Annotated in this window: 20 protein-coding genes; 10 read left to right on the top strand and 10 right to left on the bottom strand. The window is 65.5% G+C overall.

The genetic code is table 11. From position 1 onward, the window contains the following. Positions 1–127: 127 nt before the first annotated feature. Positions 128–2,266 (bottom strand): hypothetical protein, encoded by a 2,139-nt coding sequence (locus tag ON34_RS37000; RefSeq protein WP_174372015.1) that lies wholly within the window; start codon positions 2,264–2,266, stop codon positions 128–130. Between the two features lie 453 nt (positions 2,267–2,719). Between ON34_RS37000 and ON34_RS35875 the strand changes: the two genes are divergently transcribed. The 3 genes from ON34_RS35875 to ON34_RS08465 all read left to right on the top strand — a co-directional run bounded on the left by ON34_RS35875 (position 2,720) and on the right by ON34_RS08465 (position 6,093). Beyond that, positions 2,720–2,890 carry a hypothetical protein gene (locus ON34_RS35875; RefSeq protein ID WP_157172222.1) on the top strand — a complete coding sequence of 57 codons (171 nt, stop codon included), beginning with the start codon at positions 2,720–2,722 and terminating at the stop codon, positions 2,888–2,890. Positions 2,891–2,990: 100 nt separating this feature from the next. After that, positions 2,991–5,183, top strand: a complete 2,193-nt coding sequence (locus ON34_RS08470; RefSeq protein WP_040776334.1) for an elongation factor G-like protein EF-G2 — start codon at positions 2,991–2,993, stop codon at positions 5,181–5,183. Between the two features lie 187 nt (positions 5,184–5,370). Continuing rightward, positions 5,371–6,093, top strand: a complete 723-nt coding sequence (locus tag ON34_RS08465) for a hypothetical protein (protein WP_174372014.1) — start codon at positions 5,371–5,373, stop codon at positions 6,091–6,093. A 55-nt stretch (positions 6,094–6,148) separates the two neighbouring features. Here the strand turns inward: ON34_RS08465 and ON34_RS08460 are convergent, their stop codons facing one another. The 7 genes from ON34_RS08460 to glnA all read right to left on the bottom strand — a co-directional run bounded on the left by ON34_RS08460 (position 6,149) and on the right by glnA (position 13,076). After that, the gene (locus tag ON34_RS08460) at positions 6,149–7,201 is read right to left on the bottom strand and encodes a hypothetical protein (RefSeq protein ID WP_040776331.1); all 1,053 of its coding nucleotides are present in this window, start codon (positions 7,199–7,201) and stop codon (positions 6,149–6,151) included. A 12-nt stretch (positions 7,202–7,213) separates the two neighbouring features. Beyond that, positions 7,214–9,352, bottom strand: a complete 2,139-nt coding sequence (locus ON34_RS08455) for a hypothetical protein (RefSeq protein WP_157172221.1) — start codon at positions 9,350–9,352, stop codon at positions 7,214–7,216. Then, complete coding sequence (locus ON34_RS35870; RefSeq protein WP_157172220.1) at positions 9,349–9,633, bottom strand: hypothetical protein; 285 nt, start codon at positions 9,631–9,633, stop codon at positions 9,349–9,351. Before ON34_RS35870 ends, ON34_RS08455 begins: the two co-directional genes overlap by 4 nt. Positions 9,634–9,674: 41 nt before the next feature. Next, positions 9,675–10,025, bottom strand: a complete 351-nt coding sequence (locus tag ON34_RS35865) for a hypothetical protein (RefSeq protein ID WP_157172219.1) — start codon at positions 10,023–10,025, stop codon at positions 9,675–9,677. An 89-nt stretch (positions 10,026–10,114) separates the two neighbouring features. Further along, positions 10,115–10,462: a hypothetical protein gene (locus ON34_RS08450; RefSeq protein ID WP_040776325.1), complete on the bottom strand. Its 348-nt coding sequence runs from the start codon at positions 10,460–10,462 to the stop codon at positions 10,115–10,117. 37 nt (positions 10,463–10,499) lie between these two features. After that, entirely contained in the window at positions 10,500–10,820 is a 321-nt protein-coding gene (locus ON34_RS08445) for a hypothetical protein (protein WP_040776653.1), read from the bottom strand. A gap of 819 nt (positions 10,821–11,639) precedes the next feature. Then, positions 11,640–13,076: a type I glutamate--ammonia ligase gene (gene glnA / locus ON34_RS08440; protein ID WP_040776323.1), complete on the bottom strand. Its 1,437-nt coding sequence runs from the start codon at positions 13,074–13,076 to the stop codon at positions 11,640–11,642. Between the two features lie 252 nt (positions 13,077–13,328). Between glnA and ON34_RS08435 the strand changes: the two genes are divergently transcribed. Further along, positions 13,329–13,784 (top strand): RDD family protein, encoded by a 456-nt coding sequence (locus ON34_RS08435; protein WP_040776320.1) that lies wholly within the window; start codon positions 13,329–13,331, stop codon positions 13,782–13,784. 37 nt (positions 13,785–13,821) lie between these two features. Then, a complete protein-coding gene (locus ON34_RS08430) occupies positions 13,822–14,229 on the top strand; it encodes a YrdB family protein (protein ID WP_245547946.1) in 408 nt (135 codons plus the stop codon). 72 nt (positions 14,230–14,301) lie between these two features. Here ON34_RS08430 and ON34_RS08425 read toward each other — a convergent pair whose 3' ends face one another. Both ON34_RS08425 and ON34_RS08420 read right to left on the bottom strand, forming a co-directional pair. Continuing rightward, positions 14,302–15,036 carry a DUF4191 domain-containing protein gene (locus ON34_RS08425; protein WP_040776647.1) on the bottom strand — a complete coding sequence of 245 codons (735 nt, stop codon included), beginning with the start codon at positions 15,034–15,036 and terminating at the stop codon, positions 14,302–14,304. Positions 15,037–15,092: 56 nt separating this feature from the next. Further along, complete coding sequence (locus ON34_RS08420) at positions 15,093–15,563, bottom strand: TY-Chap domain-containing protein (protein WP_157172218.1); 471 nt, start codon at positions 15,561–15,563, stop codon at positions 15,093–15,095. A gap of 222 nt (positions 15,564–15,785) precedes the next feature. Here ON34_RS08420 and ON34_RS08415 point away from each other — a divergent pair, with 222 nt between their 5' ends. The 5 genes from ON34_RS08415 to ON34_RS08395 all read left to right on the top strand — a co-directional run bounded on the left by ON34_RS08415 (position 15,786) and on the right by ON34_RS08395 (position 21,903). Further along, positions 15,786–17,372 carry a serine/threonine-protein kinase gene (locus ON34_RS08415; RefSeq protein WP_051022273.1) on the top strand — a complete coding sequence of 529 codons (1,587 nt, stop codon included), beginning with the start codon at positions 15,786–15,788 and terminating at the stop codon, positions 17,370–17,372. A 141-nt stretch (positions 17,373–17,513) separates the two neighbouring features. Continuing rightward, complete coding sequence (locus ON34_RS08410) at positions 17,514–19,181, top strand: CocE/NonD family hydrolase (protein ID WP_040776315.1); 1,668 nt, start codon at positions 17,514–17,516, stop codon at positions 19,179–19,181. Beyond that, on the top strand, positions 19,178–20,548 hold the full coding sequence (locus ON34_RS08405; protein ID WP_040776312.1) for a M20/M25/M40 family metallo-hydrolase: 1,371 nt from the start codon (positions 19,178–19,180) through the stop codon (positions 20,546–20,548). Before ON34_RS08410 ends, ON34_RS08405 begins: the two co-directional genes overlap by 4 nt. Beyond that, the gene (locus tag ON34_RS08400) at positions 20,545–21,441 is read left to right on the top strand and encodes an alpha/beta hydrolase (RefSeq protein WP_083889223.1); all 897 of its coding nucleotides are present in this window, start codon (positions 20,545–20,547) and stop codon (positions 21,439–21,441) included. The genes ON34_RS08405 and ON34_RS08400 overlap by 4 nt, the downstream gene beginning before the upstream one ends. Positions 21,442–21,450: 9 nt before the next feature. Then, positions 21,451–21,903, top strand: coding sequence for a 6,7-dimethyl-8-ribityllumazine synthase (locus ON34_RS08395; RefSeq protein WP_040776309.1), 453 nt, complete (start codon positions 21,451–21,453; stop codon positions 21,901–21,903). The last annotated feature ends 71 nt before the right edge of the window (positions 21,904–21,974 follow it).

The following is a 21,974-nucleotide window of genomic DNA, read 5'->3' as shown; positions in this document are numbered from 1 at the left end:
CAAGATCCGGCAACGTGCCCGCCCGGGACATCAGCGTGGCCGTCGCAGTCGACCAGTCCAACAGAACCCACGCGGTTCAGGTCGGTCGCCACAGCGGGTGGGTACCCGCGGAACCTCCCCGGGCCGCTCAGATCTGCGGTGGCGAAACGGGTGGGAGACCGCCGGGCTGTGCTGTGCTCACGGTCGCCGGAGGCGGCGCCGCTGATCCGCGGTCTGCACCAGCGGCGCCATCCAGTCCGGTCGGGTGGAAATAGCCCCTGAAATTACCGTACTTTTCTACCAGCGGAGGGTTATTGGGATCGAAGGGAACCAGACGACCGTGGTCCAGGATATTCAGTTGGCCGTTCTGGTCCTTGACTATCAGCGCACTGAACCTCTCCCACTCCACGTAATCGCCCGTCTGCAGCTTGGTGAGATCATCGACGATCGCCGGCGGATGATCTGCGGTCAACTCACCCGCGGTTCCCGCGTATGCGGCTTTCGCATCGAAGGCGAAATTCTGCGCCTGCTTCTGCAAAGCCTCCGCCACCGGCCCCTGCGGCGCCTTCACGGTCGATTCGCCGATTTGGACATCCACCGCCGCACCCGGTGTCGTTATCGTCGGCGGAGTACCCGCATACGTCGGCGCCGTCACGCCGGGAGGAGACGTCTGTACAGCTGGGTTGGCGGTGTTCGCCGGCGCGTTGCGGTTCTGCTCGTGTTCCCGCTCGTCACGCGGATCCTTCTCGTCGCCTCTGTCATCCGTGGGGGGACGGTTATTTTGGTTCTGCGACAGAGCGTTCATCGCCATCAGCGGCCCGATCATATCGGCGCCACTGTTGTTATTATCGGCGCCACCGTTGTTATTAGTGGGGGTCGCGGCATTGCCTGTCGTCATGCCGGTTCCCGACCCGGTCCCGGTGCCTTGCATCGCCGCCTGGATCAGAGAACCGATATCCATGCTCGACGACGTGTCACCACCCAGAATCGACTCGGTACTGCCCAGCAAATCCGTGGTGTCCGTAGCCCCCGGGAGCAAATCCTCGAACGTGGAACTCAGATCCTCGTTCGCTAAACCAGCTTGTGCGAAAGGATCGTCGTAAACGGTGGTTTCGCTTCCGTCTCCGTCCCCGCTTCCTTCGCCATCGCCTTCGCCGCTTCCTTCGCCTTCGCCTTCGCCATCGCCATCGCCATCGCCGCTGCCTTCGCCATCACCCTCTCTGCTCTCCTCCTCGTCCGAGGGGTATCCAGGGAAGTCCCCGAACCGATCTGCATGTTCTTCGGCCCGGTGCGCGTAGTCGTTGACCTCTTTCACGCAATCCTCGAGTGCCTGTATGACGAGGCCGTAAATGGGCGCTTCTTCGACTAGGTGCTGAATACCAGGCGCCGTGAAGTTGTTTTCGCCGTACGTATACCCACTGCTTCCGTAGGATCCGGCATGGGGTTCTTGGAGCACCAACCAGATTGCATCATGGACCTCCTGAATCCTGTCGTACATCCGCTGGTACGTACCATAATTATCGTACGTGAGTTCCGTGTTCGCCTCCTCGAACTTTTCGTCCCACATACTCCACTCCCCGGCCAGTTCGTGGAGAAAATTTGTGGCCGATTGATATGCATCTTCGGTAGCACCCGACGCCCCGGCTTCGATATTGTTATAGAAATTGTCACCCGAGTCGTCACCCAAGTCGTCGTCCCAGGGGTTATCATCCTTGCCGTCGTCGAAGGCAATCGGCTTCTTACCCTCACCCATCTGGTACATCAAATACTTGAGCCGAAAGTTCGTCAATTCGATGAACGCCGTCAGGTCGTCCGACGCGCTACCTGGCGGGACCCGGATCTCTAGCGGGAACTCAGCGAGGTCGTCGCCTGCTTTGAAATCCTTGTCAGATCCTAAGAACTCGTCCTCTTGCTGTTCCGCTTCCTGTTCCGCTGCCTCCTCTTCCTCGGTGACGACCGCTGACGCGTCACCGGTCTCGAGCGCCTCGATGAGATCCGCGTATTCATCCGTGAGGCCCTTCTCCTCGGCATCGTGGACGAGCTGTTCTATTAGACTTCTATCAGCCGGTACTTCCCATTCATATCCCCGATTGCTGTGCTCTTCGATGTAGGTGTAATCGAGTTCGCCGAGGGCCTCCTCGAACCCGGCTGGGTCCGATTCAGCCAACTCGCTCAGCGCCTCCAACGAGGCCTCGGCTTGGCCATCTTGGAAACCAACGTCATCCACGGCACCCGGCTCATAGTGCCCTTTGATCTCATCGACGACTTCGTCTTTGTCCGTCGCCATCAAGCTCTCCTCTGCTCGCTGGGGCCCTTGGACCCCGCTAGACCCCAGCAATTCCGTGATAGACGCGGGAGGCCAGTCGAGGCCGATGGAACTGACGCCGCGGGCACGGGTCCCGACTCGGCGGACAACCTCAACGCACAGCACCGCCTTACCAGTGCTAGTCGTCTCCGTAGTTGAATATTCCCGATTCCCCGCTTCATCGAATATCTCTCATTCGGTCGACCCCAGCCGCCTCAGTTCATCTCAATACGGCCGTCGGGTCAACCGGATCCCGACATCTATGGTAGTTTTTTTAGAATCTTTTGATTTTCGAGCCGCCACCATGATCTCAATGGAGAGTAAAATCAGGTGCGGTTGCCGCCACGAAATCTCAAGAAGGTGTAAAAATTATATCCGGCGTGGTGTTCTTTTCACTGTCCGGTACAGGAGTCAGCCGGTCTGGAATTTCATATCATGCTGATACGTGGGCCGGACAGGCACCGCACCGTGCCCAGCGCCGTGCGCAAGATGGTGGCCCGCCCGCGGCAACGCGACGACACCCGAGTCAGCGACTCCATCAGCCGGATTCCACCCCCGCGAGGGCTCACCGCGGTTGGCGCCGAAGCATCGGTGAACACCCTGTGACCAGCGTTCCTCACAGCCCTGATCTCCCGATTCGTAGACGGGAGGTGACACCCGGTGGGAAGGTGGATGTACCGCAGGTGTCGGCAAAGGAGCGAGACGCATGGTGGACAAGACCAACGGAGCGCCCGCAGGCAACGGCGCGGTGACGGCGGAGGGCCCCGAGCAGATCCGCAACGTGGTCCTGGTCGGGCCCAGCGGATCGGGAAAGACCACGCTGGTGGAGGCCATGGCGCTCACCGCGCGGGCGGTGAATCGCGCCGGACGGGTCGAGGACGGCACGTCGCTGTCGGACTACGACGAGATCGAGCACCGCCAGCACCGCTCGGTGCAGCTGTCCGTGGTGCCGGTGGCGTGGGGCGGAGTGAAGATCAACCTGCTCGACACGCCCGGGTACGCGGACTTCGTCGGCGAGCTGCGGGCGGGACTGCGCGCGGCCGACGCGGCGCTGTTCGTCATCTCCGCGGCCGAGGGGGCGGACGGACTCACCGGAGCGACCAGAGCGCTGTGGGAGGAGTGCGCCGCGGTCGGGATGCCGCGCGCGATCGTGATCACCCACCTGGATACAGCGCGCGACGAGTACGACGTGATGACCGAGGCATGCCAAACCGTGCTGGGCGGCGGTTCGACGGAAAGCATTCTCCCGCTTCATCTTCCGGTGTACGGCCCGAAGAACCCGGATGGGCACCGGCCGGTCACCGGCATGGTGGAGCTGCTGCCGCACTGCATCGGTGACTACTCCTCCGGAACGGAGGTCCAGGGCGACCCCTCGCCCGAGCAGGCACCCGAGCTGGAGGAGGCGCGCAACCGTCTCATCGAGGGCATCATCGCCGAGAGCGAAGACGAAAGCCTGATGGAACGCTACCTGGAGGGCGCGGAGATCAGCCTGGCCACGCTGGTCGCCGACTTGGAGCGGGCGGTCGCGCGCGGAAGCTTCCATCCGGTGCTCTTCGCCGCGCCCGCCCCCGAAGGCGCCAAGCAGGGCCTGGGCACGGTGGAACTCCTCGAGCTCATCACCGGCGGGTTTCCGACGCCGGTCGAGCACGACATCACCGCCAGCAACGGCGCCGGACCGCATCCGCTGCGCTGCGACCCAGGCGGCGAGCTGGCCGCCGAGGTCATCCGCACCGCCTCCGACCCGTACGTCGGACGGGTCTCGTTGGTCCGGGTCTTCTCCGGCACCTTGCACCCCGACGACACGGTGCACGTCAGCGGCCACGGGCTCGAGGACCGGGGTCATGAGAGTCACGAGGTGGACGAGCGCGTCGGCGCCATCTCGGCCCCCTTCGGCAAACAGCAGCGCCCGCTCGGGCAGGCGATCGCGGGCGACATCGCCTACGTCACCAAACTCGGTCGCGCCGAGACCGGCGACACGCTGTCGTCCACGGACAACCCGCTGCGGATCGAGCCATGGCCGATGCCCGACCCGTTGCTACCCGTCGCCATTCGCGCGCACAGCAAGGCCGACGAGGACAAACTCTCCCAGAGCCTGGCCCGCTTGGCCGCCGAGGATCCGGCCCTGCGGCTCGAGCACAACGGGCAGACGCATCAGCTGGTGCTGTGGTGTCTCGGCGAAGCGCATCGCGACGTCGCCCTGGAGCGGTTGCGGACGCGGTTCGGGGTGCAGGTCGACGTGATCGATCACGTGGTGGCCTTGCGCGAGACGTTCGCGGGAAAGGCGACCGGGCGCGGCAGGCATGTGAAGCAATCCGGCGGGCACGGGCAGTACGCCGTGTGCGAGATCGAGGTCGAACCGCTCCCCGAAGGGTCGGGGATCGAGTTCGTGGACCGCGTGGTCGGCGGAGTCGTTCCGCGCCAGTTCATTCCGTCGGTCGAGAAGGGCGTGCGAGCGCAAGCCGCGCGCGGGCTCACCGCCGGATTTCCGCTCGTGGACGTGCGGGTGACCCTGTTCGACGGCAAAGCACACTCGGTCGACTCCTCCGACGCCGCGTTCCAGACCGCGGGCGCGCTCGCCCTCCGGGAGGCGGCGGCGACCGCGGGAATCAGAGTGCTGGAGCCGATCGCCGAGGTCTGGGTGCTGGTCTCCGACGAGTACGTCGGACCGGTGCTGAGCGACCTGTCCAGCCGGCGCGGACGCGTTCTCGGCACCGAACCGCACGGCTCCGGACGAACCAGGATTCACGCCGAAGTGCCGGAACTCGAACTCAGCCGCTACGCCATCGACTTGCGGTCGATCTCCCACGGCACCGGCGATTTCACCCGCGCCTACGTGCGCCATGAAGCGATGCCGAACCAGCTGGCGGCCGCGAGGCGTGGGGAGAAAACGCGCGCCTGAAACCGCTCAGCGCCCGAATGGTCAATCGCCGCCCGGACTTACGCGGGGCGAGTGGTAACCCATCGGCTGCTGTCATCGCTGCACGGCTTCCCACGGAACTGTCGATCTCCACCCGCCGGGGTACAGTTGCCCTCGTCTGCAAGCCCGTTGTCAGGTGGAGAAAACAATGGACCCCTCCCGCTGTGTCGTGCTGGTGCCGGTGCACGATTACATCGAGCCGGGATGCGCGGAGGGATTGGCGGAACTCGAACGGCTCGGCTATCCGGTCTGGCGCATATACGGTTGTTCCGCGATCGATCAGGCGCGCAGCCAAATCGCCACCGATGCCTTGGCGCAGGGTTTCGAGGAGCTGATGTGGATCGATGCGGATATCCGATTCCATCCGAAAGCGGTCGAGATACTACGGTCCCACGACCTGCCGGTTGTCTGCGGTATCTACCCCAAGAAGAAGTCGCGCAAACTGGCCTGCAGCCTGTTGCCCGGTACCGATAAGATCGTATTCGGCACGGGCGGCGGCACGCTGGAGATCCGTTACGCGGCAGGCGGATTTCTCCTCACCAAACGGTATGTCTACGAGAAGATCGCGGAACAGGAAGAGCTCCCGGTCTGCAATGAGCAGTTCGGGCGCGCCAATGTCCCGTACTTCCTGCCGATGATCATCCCGGATGGCGCGAACCACTGGTATCTCAGTGAGGATTTCGCATTCTGTGAGCGCGCTCGACGCTCCGGATTCACTATCCACGCCGATACCCGGTTCCGTTTGGAGCATATCGGCAAGTACGGATACACCTGGGAGGACGCCGGAACCGGGCGGAATCGCTACGCCCGTTACGAGTTCACCATCAGTCGACGCGCTGGTGGCGTCGCTGAGCAGGTCGAAACGGATACGAGTATCGACCAGGCCACCTGACCCGGCCCATCCGGACAACCGGGGTTCGCTGGTGGATCGGATGGAATAGCCGCGCTCACTCGCGCGCGTGCGGTTCCTCGCTGAGCGAAGAGTGTTCGGACGCGGGCGAATACAGCTGGATCGATGAGCTGTCCCGACGTACACCGATGCTGTGTGCCACGTGCAGGATCGAGGCGCCGTCGGCATCACCGAGAATACGAGGCAAACCAGATCCGGGACGTTCACGGTGCAGGAGTTTGTTGCGGGGCGTACTCCCGACCATGTCGCCCACCTCGACCGCGGGTACCGACGGCAGTCTGCTCCGCAGCGCCCGATTCCACTCTGGTACCCGATCGTATTGATGCACAATCGGGTACAGCTTGCCCGCGGACGTCCGCACGCCGTCCGTGGTGAGGACCGGCTCGGGCTCCAAGAGGAACGGACGCAGAATCCGCACCCTGCCCGGGTCACCCAATGTGCCGCCCTGACAGACGAAACCGTCCTCCGAAGCCACCAACTGCACAGCCGAGCGATACGGCTCCATATCGAGCAGCAGGTTGTACGCGCTCTGATCCGCGACCGGCACGCCAGCCGACTCGGCGATCAGGGCGATGGCAAGACACAGATCCGCCACCATACCGGCCTGGCCGGCCAAGACGCCGACATTGCGGACCACCTTCGACCGCAAGCGCTCGGCATGTGCCGGGAAACTTTGTTGCAGGTTGTTCCGATTCCATGCCTCGTCGCGGTACCGCACCGCCTCGCTGACGGCGAGAAAGGGCTTCTTCAGGTTGCTTTCCAACCACCTGACCGGATCCGCTTGGAAGTACACGTCCCGCACATCGGTGACAACCGCGAACCGGAGCGAATGCGCGAACGTCCGCAGAACATGGGCGATATCTTCGAACCGAGTGTTGTATACGCTGCCACGCAGCGGCATTCGTACCGCATGCAACCCGAGTGATTCCAGGTTCTGGACGACGACATCGCCGCGGCGACCCCGGTCGTACACGATGACGACGCCCACACAGTCGAATCCGGCCGCTACGAGGCTTCGCGCCCACGGCTCGACCTCGGCCCACTCGTACCTCGCCACCGCACCGATGACGATGTCCTTCCTCGGGCCCATTCTTCCGCCCGCTCAGATCTGTGGTGGTCCGACGGGTGGTGGACCACCGGGCTGTGCCGCGCTCACGGTCGGCGGCGGTGGCTCGGCGGATCCGGGATTGGTAGTGGCGGTGGCATCCAAACCGGTCGGGTGGATGTAGCCCGTGAAATTCCCGTACTTTTCCGTCAGCGGGGGGTTGTTGGGATCGAAAGGAACGAGGTGGCCGTTGTCCAGAATATTCAGGCCGTTCTCGTTCTTGACGATCAATGCGCTGTGTCGCTCCCACTGCACGATGTCACCGGTCGCCAACTTCGCCATATCATCGACAATCGCGGGCGGATGGTCCGCATTCACCTCACCCGCAGTACCCCGGTAGGCATCTATCGCATTCATGGCGACATTCTGATGCTGCCGCCGCAAAGCCTCCTCGACCGGAGGCGATACCTGCACTTTAGAATTGTCGATTTGGTAAGTCCGCATGTCACCCGGTGTCGTGACCGGCGGCGGAGTACCCGCATAGGTCGGCGCCGTCACGCCGGGAGGCGACGTCTGAACAGCGGGATTGGTGGGGGTCGCCTGCGCCTGGCGCTCCCGCTCACGTTTCCGTTCCTCCCGCTCGCGCTCGCGGTCGTCCTCGTTTCTGTCATCCATGGGTTGACGATTTTGGTTCCCCAACTGTGACAGAGCGCTCATCGCCATAAGCGGCCCCAGCATATCGGTGCCACTGTTGTTACTAGCGGGGGTCGCGGCATTGCCAGTGGTCATGCCGGTTCCCGACCCGGTTCCGGTGCCTTGCGAGGCCGCCTGGATCAGAGATCCGATGTCCATGCTCGATGCCGCATCGCCGGTAAGGTCGCCCAAACCGGTCTGCGTGCCGGCGAGAGGATCTGTCGGGTCCGTAGTACCCGAGAGCAAGTCGTCGAACGTGGAACTCATGTCCTCGTTCTGGAACCCGGCTTGCTGTGTGGAACCATCCTGACCAGTGAGTCCATCGTATCCGCCATTGTAACCGCCGTTGTTCCCGCCGTTGTTACCTCCATTGTTCCCGCCGTTGTCACCTCCATTGTTCCCGCCGTTGTCACCGCCATTATCCCCGCCGTTATCTCCCCCATTGTCACCACCGTCGCCCGAGGGATAACCAGGGAAATCCCCGAACCGATCTGCATGTTCTTCGGCGCGATCCGCGTAGTCGGTGACCTGTCCCACGCAATAGTCGATCGCTTGGTTGACGATTCCATAAATGGGCTTTTCTTCGACTATGTTCTGGATGCCCGGCGCCGTGAAGTTGTTTTCACTGAACGTACTCCCGCCGTAATATCCGGCATGAGGTTGTTTCAGTGCCGCCCAGATGTCATCGTGGGCCTCCTGAATCTTGTCGTACATCCGCTGGTACGTACGATAATTATCGTGCGTGAGTTCCGTGTTCGCCTCATCGAATTTTTCGTCCCACATACTCCACTCCCCGGCCAGTTCGTGGAGAAAATCTGTGGCCGATTGGTATGCATCTTCGGTAGCGCCCGATGCACCCCCGGCTTCAACTGCTGCCCCATTTTCAATTTTTTTATAGAAATCACTGCCCTTGTCGCCACCCAGGTCGTCGTCCCAGAAACGAACGGATTTGTCCACAGCAGTGCCGAAGGCTTCCGGCTTCTTGCCGGCACCCATTTGGTACATCAAATACTTGAGCCGATAGTTCGCCAGATCGATGAATGTGGTCAGGTCATCCGACGCGCTACCTGGGGGCACCCGGATCTCCAGCGGGGAATCAGCGAAGTCGTCGCCTGCCTTGAAATCCTCATCGGTCCCTAAGAACTCTGTCTCTTGCCGCCGCGCTTCCTCTTCCGCTGCCCGTTCCTCTGCAGTAGGGGGCGGATCGGTCGGTTCGCGATCGTGGTCCTTCTGCCGATCATCAGGGTCGATTGTATATACATTTCGACCGCCTTCACTGATCGTTCTTATCCCAAAAGCCTGCCCCTCCGGGGTAAGGAGGTAATCGCTATCACCGGGACCGTTTGGTTCGCCTATTGCAATCGGATCCCCACCCTCAGGGTTCACCTCATACAACTGGACGTCGGCACCGGGCTTTTCCTGTGCGTAGTAGAAACCCGACGAGGGAGGACTCGTGGACTTTGTGTAGTTACCCTCGCTGTCGTAAGTAAAATAATTGGTCATGCGTGCTCCTCGACGGGCGGTGTTGCCGCTAGCCCTTTCCTGGTGCCGCTGGTTCGATCGCCCGAAGATGAGACGATGGCGCCGGAATCAATGTGCTCGTCGAGCATCCGAGTGTCCCGGACGCCCAATATGTACTTTCCGTTCGACGAGTACAGCCAATCCCCCGCATTGCGCGTATACCCCCCATTGATAATGCCGGAACGACCTTCATTTCCTATCAGCACAACCACGTGGATCACATGCGTGCCACCGAACTGTTCGCAAGCCGACAACATCCCCATACCGAATCCCCCGACCGGACACCCGTCGGGCCACCAGCGCCTCACACCTCTGGCGCCGAACGCCGAACCCTCGAGCCGCCTTCGATATCAGTGCCCTCGATTGCACCCGCAGCCGAATACCCGATGTCGCCCTTACGTTGATGACTATCCCCCACCCTGTTCCAACCGCGGGCACGAGCCAAGAGGTACCGCTCGGCCTTCTCCTTGAACCCGTGAGCCGCATGACCGACATTGGAATAGAAGTTGGTCGAATAATCCGGATTGTGTTTCGCCCGCTCGCGAGCAGGGGCTACCTTGCCATGGTCGGCGTCGCCCCGTTTACGCATATTCTGCGTATCTTGCCTGAAGTCTTTCATATCGACGAACTCTTTCCACTCCGAGCGGTATTTCAATTCTCACGCATCCCCATCCTTGGGGACACGAAGGGCAACAGCGGGTCGAGCGCACCGCCCGGCGCCGCGCGGCTCACGCTCGGTCGGAATCAGAAGCGCTCACCGAACTCGGCCTTCTCCATGATGTTGTACTCGGCTTCAGTGGGTAACCCCAACGAGTCGGCGAGACGCGGCAACCCGCCGTTGTACAGCAGCTCCGCACGCCGACCGACCCGCGACTTCAGGTAGGCCAACCGAGCGACTCGAAGAACCTCGCTGGCCAGCCAGTCGTCTGTGTGCTCCCCCACCTCGTCGCCGAGATGGAGACCGACGATCATGCCGCTGCGGTCACATGCCACACCAACCGAGTACTCGGGGTTGAATACCTCATAGACGAGGTTGCGCCAGTCGGGCGGCGATTCGGCCTCGGCGCCGTCCGACGTATCCAGATCCGTCACCGCATCACTCCTGGGAATCGTCGAGCACACCGGCAAGTTACGGCTGCGGCCACGACGCCTTGGGCCAGGTCGTCTCCTTGACGGCAATTTCGTGCTGCCGCAGCGCATCCATGGTGCTGTCTCGAATCGCTGCCATGATGTCGGCCACCAACTCCTGCCTGCTAGCAGCGTGCGCGATCGTTCCGGGGGCGATGTACAGATCGGTGAGTCTGCCCATCGCGTCCACTTCCGGAATCACCCGTGTGCTGGGGGAAGGCCGCCGGGCTCGGATCCGGTCGATCCGCTCCAGCATGTCATCGGCGGCATGCACCAGCGCCCGACCCGATTCCAGCGCCGCCACCGTATAGGGATGCATCATGCGGGCCCAGTCCTCCGCCACGATCGCCGCACTCCCAGCGAACGACCAACCATTCCCCCGGCGACCGGGCAGCGACCTGACAACCCGCGAACAGGCATGCCGGACCGCGCGCTGATCGGACGCACAGTCGGGTTGACGCCCAGCTCTTTTCGCATGCCACCTCCTCCCATGGATGATAGATTCCTAGTTCTTCATGCTTCCCGCAGGCTTCCCAAGCATGAGAAGAAAAGGCAGGCAGTCCCGCGCCTGCCGGGACTGCGAAGTGACGCGCTCACCGAACGGCGCGTCACCGCCGTCACCAACCGGCTGCGCCCAGCAAAGTGATCGCGGAACGGATCGGACTCATCCGACTACCGCGGCTGGAGCTGGTCGGCCGCGCCGCCTTCAGCTGGCATTCAGGTTGGTCGTGCCAGACTCCGCCGATGCGAACCGAATCAGTGGACGTGACCGAGGTCCGAGTGGGAGATGTCATCCGAGATCCGTTCGAGGCGGACAATTGGAGAAGGGTGCGAGAGCTCGCTTACGACCTTCTTCCGAAAAACGACGGCTCCGGTGGATATTGGGAGCTGTACGCCTTTATCGGTCCCCTTGTCGAGCCACCCGTCGACGTCGAATCGGGCGATCAGCCGGGGTGCGATCGATTCATCTTCCGTGAGGACGAGCGTGTCATACGGAGAGTGAGGTCGCGAATGCCCCGTGGTTTGCCAATATGACGACCTGCCCCGAACGCAAACGAGTCCACCCGCTTCGCGACCAGATGCACTGATCACGGAACGGATGGACTCGCTGGCTATTCGCAGGTCGGAGCCGGTTGACGACTTACACGTCGAAGTACAGCTCGAACTCGTACGGGTGCGGGCGCAGGTTCACCGGCGCGATCTCGTTCTCGCGCTTGAGGGAGATCCAGGTCTCGATCAGGTCCTCGGTGAAGACGTTGCCCTCGGTGAGGTAGTCGTGGTCCTGCTCGAGGCGGTCGATGACCGAGGCCAGGCTGGTGGGGGCCTGCGGGATGTTCTTGGCCTCCTCCGGCGGGAGCTCGTAGAGGTCCTTGTCGACCGGGGCCAGCGGCTCGATCTTCTTCTTGATGCCGTCCAGGCCGGCCATCATCATGGCGGCGAACGCCAGGTACGGGTTGCCCGAGGAGTCCGGCGCGCGGAACTCGAGGCGCTTGGCCTTCGGGTTGTTGCCGGTGACCGGGATGCGGACCGCGGCGGAGCGGTTGCGCTGCGAGTACACCAGGTTGATCGGCGCCTCGAAGCCGGGGACCAGGCGGTGGTAGGAGTTCACCGTCGGGTTGGTGAAGGCCAGCAGCGACGGCGCGTGGTGCAGGATGCCGCCGATGTAGTGGCGCGCCAGGTCGGACAGGCCGCCGTAGCCGGCCTCGTCGTGGAACAGCGGCTTGCCGTCCTTCCACAGCGACTGGTGCACGTGCATGCCCGAGCCGTTGTCACCGAAGAGCGGCTTCGGCATGAAGGTGACGGTCTTGCCCTCGGCCCACGCGGTGTTCTTGACGATGTACTTGAACAGCTGCAGATCGTCGGCCGCGTGCAGCAGGGTGTTGAACCGGTAGTTGATCTCGGCCTGACCGGCGGTGCCGACCTCGTGGTGGCCGCGCTCCAGCTCGAAGCCCGCGTTCTGCAGGTTGGTGGAGATCTTGTCGCGCAGGTCGACGTAGTGGTCGTACGGCGCGACCGGGAAGTAGCCGCCCTTGTTGCGGACCTTGTAGCCGCGGTTGCGGGTGCCGTCCGGGTTGAACTCCTTGCCGGTGTTCCAGGAACCGGAGACCGACTCGATCTCGTAGAAGGCGCCGTTCATGGCCGAGTCGTAGCGGATCGAGTCGAAGATGTAGAACTCCGCCTCGGGGCCGAAGTACGCGGTGTCGGCGATGCCGGTCGAGCGCAGGTACTCCTCCGCCTTGCGCGCGACGTTCCGCGGGTCGCGGCTGTAGGCCTCCCGGGTGAACGGGTCGTGCACGAAGAAGTTCATGTTCAGCGTCTTGGCGGCGCGGAAGGGGTCGATGCGCGCGGTGCTGTAGTCGGGCAGCAGCAGCATGTCCGACTCGTCGATCGACTGGAATCCACGGACGGAGGAGCCGTCGAACGCTAGCCCCTCCTCGGCGAGGTCGGTGGTGAAGGCCTTCGCCGGGATCGAGAAGTGCTGCTGCACACCGGGAAGATCGCTGAAGCGGATGTCGACGTACTCGATGTCCTCGTCAGCGATGTATTTGATGACCTCGTCGGCCGTGCTGAACGTCACTTGTTCTCCTTACGGATCGGTTCCCAGCCAGTGTCGATTGCATGGGTTCGTCGCGACCAGACGCTATGGATGCCGTGTTTCCCTGTAGTCAAGCCCGTGTTTCGCCAGTGTTACACGTGCGTCTGGGCGGGTGGCGCGGACCACCCGCGCTCGCAAAGCATGGTAGTCCTGCGGCCTCGTGCCGTGCGCGGCGACCTGAACTCCGCTTATGCGGAATCGGGCGGCCGATCGCGCGCGCCTATCCTGGGGTCCATGGCACGCAGCACCGGCTCCTGGCTCTCCGGACCTCCGGCCGACCCCGGCGATCCGGCAACCCCCGAGTTCCCCGGTGAGCACCTCGGCCTCCCGAAGAAGGGAGCGGGCTCGCTGGCGGGAATGGGCCGCCGGATCGCCGCCCTGTTCGTGGACTGGATGATCGCGCTCGGCATCGCGGCGCTCATCGCGCGCAGCACGTCGGCGTCCAGCCTGACACTGCTGATCTGGTTCGTCATCGGCGTCGGCGCGGTGACGCTGTTCGGCTTCACGCCGGGGCAGTACTTCCTGCGGCTGCGGACGGTCCGCGTCGACGCGCCGGAGCCGGTCGGCTTCGTCCGCGCGCTGGCCAGGCAGGTGCTGCTGCTGTTCGTGGTGCCCGCGCTGTTCACCGACGCCGACGGCCGCGGTATGCACGACCGTGCGACCGGCACGGCGCTGGTGCATTCGCGCTGAGCTGTCCGGCATCGGGTCACGCCGATAGGCTGCGCCGGTGTCGTTGAATCCGGTGATGCTCGGTGCCCGTTTCCTGCTCGAACTCGTCGCCATGGCTTCGTTCGGCGTCTTCGGCTGGCGCGCGTTCGAAGGGCCGTGGAAGTTTGTGCTGGTGGTGGCGCTCCCGTTAGCCGCGGCGGCGCTGTGGGCGGCCTGCTCGGTGCCCGGCGACCCGAGTCGGGACGGGCGGTCGGTGATCGCCGTGTCCGGCTCGGCGCGCCTGGTGATCGAGCTCTCGGTGCTCGGCGGTGGGGCGCTCGCGCTGCAGTCGGCGGGTCTGCCGGGCTGGGGAGTGGCGCTCGCGGTGCTGGTGATCGTCTATCACGTGCTCGCCTACGACCGGGTTGTCTGGCTGCTCACCCGCGATCGAGGCGGCCTCCCGACACAGACGCGCCGTCGACCGTAGTTCCCGGCCGTAGCGCATGATGCAAAAAGGCCCGTGTCGCATGGACTGCGGCACGGACCTGGCGGCAAGCTGTCAGCGCCGACGGATGGTCCGCTGCACGCCGCGCATCTTGGCGCCCGCGGGCATCGGCCCCTTCGGCAGCGCGGGCCCGGTGCGTGCGCTGAGCGCGGACAGGCGGCCTTCGATGAGCTCCATGCGCTTGGTGTCGATGTTGCGGGGCAGCTTGGTCAGGTAGCGCTGCAGGTCCTTGATCGGAACCTGGCCCTCCTCGTTGCCGACGATGACGTCGTAGATGGGGGTGTCGCCGATCAGCCGGGCGGTGCGCTTCTTCTCCTGGGCCAGCAGCGATTTCACCCGCTGCGGCGCGCCCTCGGCGACCAGCACGACGCCCGGCAGGCCGATCACGCGGTGCACCGCGTCCAACTGTGTGGTGGCGGCGACGCCATTGCTGACCCGCCACTTGCCCTGCAGATTGTCCAGCACCCAGGCCGCGGCGCCAGCCTGGCCCTCGGCCTTGCGGTAGACGCTGGTCTGCACCCGGCGGCCGAAGATGATGAACGCGACCAGCGCGCCGAGCACCACGCCGAGCGGCACGAGGAACCAGGTGAGCCCGAAGATCAGGCCGATCACGACGGCGACGGCGGTCATGCCGACCACGGCGCCGATCATCAGCGGCAGCAGCAGCTTGTCTTCCTTGCGCTGCATCTGGAACGCCTGCCACAGTTGCCTGCGGCGTTCGCGCGACTGCTGCTTGCGGGCCGCTTTCGCCGCGGCCTTCGCTTCCTTGGAGGGCTTGCCTGCTGCCATGTCTCTCAGAATAGTGCCCAGGTAGTCGCGGCTTTGCCGTGGGAGCGCGGCCTCGATCAATTCCAGCCGCGGCGGGCGATCGGCCCGAGCACGGTGAGATCCAGATCACCGGACGCCTCGGTCCAGCCCATCGCGCGCAGTTCCACGGGATCGGCCACGCCGAGTGCGTCGCGCAGGCCGACGGCGACCGAGCGGGCGAACTCGAGCAGGCTGTTCGGCGCGATCGGCCAGAACAGGGTTCTGGTCCAGTTGCCCGCGTCGCTCCGCGACGGTGGCTCATGCCAGCCGAGTGCGCGCAACTGCTGCGCGGCGGCATCCGGTATCGGTTGACTCAAGTAGTGGTTACCGGCCAGCTCAGCGGACAGTTTGATGTCGTACTGCACGAATTGGACAAAGCGATTGCCCGGCGCGGCGATGATCAGGGTCGCACGCGAGGGCAGCTCCGACAGACACAGCGCCAGCGCTTGCACGAACCCGTCCCAGTCCGCGGTCACCGCCTCGCTCATTCTTCCCCCGGGCTTCAGCATTGGCCTGATCATACGCCGACCCGCTTGCGACAACAGGCTGATCACCTTGCGCCCCTGGCTCGTTCACACATGCGATAGCGATATGGAACAACTCGGCGCGCATCGCCGTCCACGGCCGGAACCTGCGGTGTCCTGGTCGATCACCCCGTCGGAACACCGCACACCGAGCGTCGGGAAGCACCACTCGTCTTGCGGCGAACTCCCGGGCGATACGGTCAGGGTATGTCCGTGCGGAGCACCAGGGGTTCGTTCGGGGACTATTCCCTCGAACGACTGCTGGGTCGTGGCGGTATGGGCGAGGTGTGGTTGGCGCGCGACCGTACCGGCGGCACTGTCGCACTGAAGGTGTTGTCCGCGGCGTATTCCGCTGATCCAGGCTATCGGCGGCGCTTCGAGCGGGAAGCACAGTTGGGGGCCAAGGTACGCAACTCGCACATCGTGCCAATTAACGCTTTCGGCGAGATCGACGGGCATCTGTTCTTGGAGATGGCCTACATCGAAGGTGTCGACCTGGCCACGCGCCTGCGGTCGGGTGCTCTGACACCGCCCCGGGCCGTCGAGATCATCTCCCAGGCCGCCGAGGCGCTGGATGCCGCACATGCGGAAGGGCTTGTGCACCGGGATGTGAAGCCGGGCAATATCCTCGAGCACACCAGCGGTTTCGTGTATCTCATTGATTTCGGTATCGCCCGCGCCGCCGACGGCACCGCGCTCACAGCCACCGGGCTGGTGGTGGGCACCTTGGGGTACATGGCGCCGGAGCGCTTCACCGGTACCGCCGACGCCCGATCCGATGTCTATTCGCTGGCCTGCGTGCTCTACGAGACCCTCACCGGGCAGCTGCCCTATGGCGACGGCGACCCGGCACAGCAGATGCGCGCACATCTGATGTCCGCACCCCCGCGCGCCGCACAGGTTGCCCGCGAGGTTCCGCCCGCGCTCGACGCCGTCATCGCCCGCGGCATGGCCAAGGAACCGGACGAACGATATGCCAGCGCGGGAGAATTCGCCGCCGCGGCCCGCGGGGCCTTGGGGGCGCCCGCATCGGCGCAACCGGCGCGGCCGGTCCTCGACTCCGAGGCATCGCACGGTGGACCGCCGACCCGCGTCATGACCAGCGCTGATGTGCCGCCGACCGCGACGATGCCCGGCCCGGTGACAGCCCATCCCAGGGGACTCGCGCCTACTCGGATCGCGCCTCCCGCCGCACGGCACAAGGCCGTGCCGCGCTGGTGGGTGCCCGTCGCCGCCGGGGCGGCACTCGTCGCCGCGGCGGCACTGTGGCTACTGAGCAGTCTCGGGTCCGGCCCCGTTCCGAGCACGACCACACCCGAGGCGCCCGCCACGGCTTGGACCGCTCCTCCGGGCGGCGCGCAGCCCGCGGACGCGGGCCGTGGGGTGCGCGACGGCAACTTCGCTTTCACCGTGACCGAGGTGGTGTCCAACGCCAACACCACCGGCCCCGCGACCACAGGCGGTACGTACACCATCGTGACGCTGACGGTCACCAACGTGTCCGACGGCAAACAAGCGTTCACCATCGCCGATCAACGCTTGGTCACCACCGACGGCCGGTCCGTAGCCCCCGACGCGGCGGCCACCGCCGAACTCGACCTGTCCCGCAACGACTTCGACCAGATCGATCCCGGCGGTACCAGCACCATCCGGCTGGCCTTCGACCTCCCCGGCAAAGACAAGAAGAACGACAAGAAACCCGGCAAGAAGGACGACCGAGTAGACGCCGTCCCGAGCCACTTGGTCCTCCACGGCAGCCCATCGTCCCCTGGCGTGACCGTGCCGATCCGCTAGCCGCTCCGGCGTTTCCCTTTCTCGTTCAGTTCTGTCTCGGCGCGGCTTGTCGCGCAGCGTGCATCCGGGCGCGCCGCCGCCACCGGCCGACCACCCCGGTTCCGGGGGCTGGACGACTGTCCGGGCAAACTCGATAGTCCAATGGTGATCGAACGACCCGTCCTGCTGCGCGCCCTGTGCGGGCTGCTGCTCCTGCTCGGAGCCATCACCCCGGTTACGGCGCACGCCGAGCCGCTCCGGGCGCCCTACCAGTGGACGCAGGCGTTCATCGACGGCAAGGACGGCACCCGGCTGCACGCCGACATTCTGCGTCCGGCGGGGATGTCCGAGGACACCCGCACTCCCGTCATCCTCACCGTCAGCCCGTACCGCGCGCATCTGGCCTACCTGAGCGAGCCACGCCCGACCGGCGGCCCGTCCACCGACAACCTCAGCGCCGACCTGTTCCTGGCCGCGGGCTACACCTACGTCATCGTGGACCTGCGCGGGTTCGGCGGCTCCGACGGCTGCCCGGATTTCGGCGGCCCCGGCGAGCGCGCCGACGTCGCGGCCGCGGTGGAGTGGGCGGCCGGGCAGCCGTGGTCCACCGGGAAGGTGGGCATGTTCGGCGTCTCCTACGAGGGGTGGACCGGGCTGATGGGCCTGGCCGCCGAGCCGGAGGGCCTCGCGGCGGTCGCCGCGTTCGAGCCGGTCGTCGACCCGTACTCCTACCTGTACATGCAGGGCATCTCGTGGAAGTTCTCCGGGAAGCCGATCACCGAAAGGGGCGTGCGCCCAGCCGATTTCGCCGGTTTGGAGCATCTGCTCATCGCGTCGACACCGCCGCGGCCGGAGGACAGCGGCGAATACCGGTCCAACGCCACGCAATTGCCGTGGCAGTGCTATCAGCGCTACTTGACGGAAATCGGCGATCACGCCCCCGACACCGCCTTCTGGCGGGATCGTGATCTCGTCGCGCCCCTGCGCGGCAACACGATTCCGCTGTTTCTCGGTCAAGGCTTCGTCGACTACAACACCCGCGCCTACCGGGTGTTCGACCTGTGGAACGGCCTCGGCCCCGGTGCGCACCGGGCCTGGTTCGGTCAATGGGGCCACCGCACCTGCAACGACAAATGCGGCACACCGCATTTCGACACCGAACTCCTAGCGTTCTTCGACAAACACGTGGCGGGCCGTGACGTCGAAATCCCCGGACCGAGGATCACCGTCGGCCAGTTCGACGGCCGCTGGCGCGCGGAGACCGCGTGGCCGCCCGCCGACGCGCAGCGGGTCTCGGTCCAGCTGCGGCCCGGCCACTACACCGACCGCGGCCTCGTCCCAGGACTCGACCGCGAGATCTGGTCGGTGTCCGCGCCACTGGCGCAAGACCAGCACCTGTCCGGCATCCCCACCGCGACGCTGCGGTTGAGCGGCCCGCCCACCGCCACCGTCGCCGTCGAGCTCTACGACATCGCGCCCGACCTGCGCGCCACCGTCATCACACGCGGCATCGCCCCCGTCGCCGACACCGCAGAGGTCCGGTTGCTCGCCCAGGACTGGCCGATCGCGGCCGGACACCGGATCGGCGTGCGCGTCACCGACGTGATCGACGACGTGTGGTCGCACTCCCCCGCCTTCGCCCCGGTCACCGTCGCCGCGGCGAATGTCGAGCTGCCGCTGTTGACCGGCACGCGGCAGCCCGACCTGCCCGGCGGACTCACCGAGGGCATCGTGAAGTGGCGAAACGAGAAGACGATCGCCCTCGATCCCGACATGTTGAACAATGCAACGGTGTCCATGACTTTGCCGAACCGCACCGGTACCCGATGACGGACCCCGTCGACGACCCGACCGCCGAACGCCTCGCCGCCGCACTGCGGTGCGCGACCGTGTCCACCGACGACCCGCGCGACGCCGACGACGCCGCGTTCGAGCGCCTCGACGCCCACCTCCGGCAGTCCTTCCCGCGGGTGCACGCCGAACTCGAACTCCAACGGTTCGGCCATAGCAGGCTCTACCAGTGGGCAGGCAGCGAACCGGGCCGGGTGGCCGCGATCCTGCTCGCGCACCAGGACGTGGTGCCGGTGGACGACCCGCAGCGCTGGACCCATCCGCCGTTCGCGGGCGTGGTCGACGACGAATACATCTGGGGCCGCGGCGCGATCGATGACAAGAGCCGCGTGCTGGCCATCCTGGACGCGGTCGAGTCGGCCCTCGCGGCGGGCCTGCGGCCCCGGTACACGGTGTATCTGGCGTTCGGGCACGACGAGGAGGTCTTCGGCGGGGACGGCGCCGAGCGCATGGCCGAGCATCTGCGGCAGGCGGGCGTGCACGCGGACCTGCTGCTCGACGAGGGCGGCGTGATCACCGCCGGCGTCGTCGAGGGGGTGCGGCAACCGGTGGCGACGATCATGCTCGGCGAGAAGGGTTACGCGACCGTCCGGCTGTCGGTCACCGAGGTGGGCGGGCATTCGTCCATGCCGGGCAAGCAGACCGCGGTCGGCCGGATCGCGCGCGCGGTGGGCCGGATCCAAGACCACCCGATGCCGCTGCGCCTGACGCCGGTGATCGCGGACATGCTGGCCAGGTTGCGGGAGATCCTGCCGGAACCGCGTCGGCGCCTGCTCGGTCTCGCGCGCGTCGCGGCGCCGGTGATCACCCGCGTGATGGCGGCCCGGCCGCAGACCGAGGCGCTCGTGCGCACCACCGCCGCGCCCACGGTGATCCGCGGCGGGGTGCGGGCGAACGTGCTGCCGCAGCACGCCGAGGCGTTGGTGAACTTTCGCATCCTGCCGGGCGACTCGGTGGCGTCGGTACTGGCGCACTGCCGAAAGGTAGTGCGGGACAAGGAGATCCGATTCGAGCTGGTGGGGATGTCGGCGGAGCCGTCGCGCATCACCGGCCCCGGTCCCGCGTTCGACGTGATCGCGGATCTCGCGCGCACCGTCGTTCCGGGGATAGCGGTGACCACCGGCATCGTGCCGGGCGCGACCGACTCCAGGCACTACGACGACTTGGCCGCCACCCGGTGCAATTTCGCCCCGATCGTGCTCGACGAGCGCGATCTGGCCTCGATTCACGGAACCGACGAGCGTCTTTCCCGGGTCAACTACGCTCGACTCATCGAGTTCAACCGGCGGCTGATCGAGCACTTCGCGGCGACCAGCGTGCCACCGACGTCAGGAGCCGACGCATGACGACCGAGCCGACGGCGCGCGATGCCACGCCGACCGAGCCGCCCGCCGCTCCCGCGATCCGCACCGAGTCCGGCGAGTTCGACGGCGCCGGCAGCGGGGTCGCATGGCGCGCGTGGCTGCCCGACGGGGCGGCGCGCGGCGTGATCGTCCTGGTGCACGGGGTGGCCGAGCACTCCGGCCGTTACGCTCACGTCGGTCAGCGCCTGGTCGGCGCCGGTTTCGCGGTCTACGCGCTGGACCACATCGGCCACGGCAAGTCGGCGGGCGGCAAGGCCAATATCGGCTCGATGGAGGGCGCCGCCGACAACGTCGCCGCCATGCTGTCCATCGCGGGCCGCGAGCAGCCCGGGGTACCGCGGTTCCTGGTCGCGCACTCGATGGGCAGTCTGATCGTGCTGTACCTGGCGACCCGGGCGCCGATCGACGTGGCGGGCATCGTGCTGTCCGCGCCGCCACTGGACATTCCGGTGGGCAACCCGCTACAGCGCATGCTCGCGCCGGTGCTGAGCAGGTTCACCCCGAATCTCGGTGTGCTCAAACTGGATTCGTCGCAGATCAGCCGTGATCCCGCAGTCGTCGCCGCCTACGACAACGATCCGCTGGTCTACCGGGGGATGCTGCCCGCCCGCACCGGCGCCGAGATGCTGAACGCGACCAACACGGTCAAGGCGCGGCTGGCGAAGCTCACCGTGCCGGTGCTGGTGCTGCACGGCACCGCCGACGCGATCGCCGCGCCGTCCAGTTCGGATCTCATCGAGCGGGGCGCGGGCTCGACGGACCTCACGGTGATCCGCTACGAGGGTCTCTACCACGAGGTGTTCAACGAGCCGGAGCAGGAGAAGGTGCTCGACGATGTGGTCGGCTGGCTGGAAGCGCACATTACCGGCCAGTAGTATCCCGGCATGAGAACATCCGGCTCCATCGCGTTCATCCGTGCCAGCTGGCACAGCTCGATCGTCGGCAAGGCGTACGAGGGCTTCCTCGCCGAATACACCGACCTCGGCTTCGACCCCGCCACCGTCGACGTGTACGAAGTGCCGGGCGCCTTCGAGATCCCGCTGCACGCCAAGCGTCTGGCGCACTCCGGGCGGTACGCGGCGATCGTGGCGTCCGCGCTGGTCGTGGACGGCGGGATCTACCGGCACGACTTCGTCGCCTCGGCGGTGATCGACGGGCTGATGCGGGTCCAGCTGGACACCGACGTGCCGGTGTTCTCGGTGGTGCTCACACCGCACCACTTCCACGAGCACAGCGAGCACGTCACGTACTTCACCGAGCACTTCGTCACCAAGGGCGCCGAAGCGGCCCGCGCCTTGGCGGGCACGCTCAGCTCGCTGCGGTCCCTTCCGGTGTAGCGGACCAGCGGAACTCGGCCAGGCAGGCGCTCTCCGACAGATCCGAAGAAGATTCAACCTGTGGGCGCGCT

It is taken from the genome of Nocardia pneumoniae NBRC 100136 (genome assembly GCF_000308755.1).
Classification (GTDB): Bacteria; Actinomycetota; Actinomycetes; order Mycobacteriales; family Mycobacteriaceae; genus Nocardia; species Nocardia pneumoniae.
This window is presented reverse-complemented; position numbering and strand designations above follow the sequence as displayed.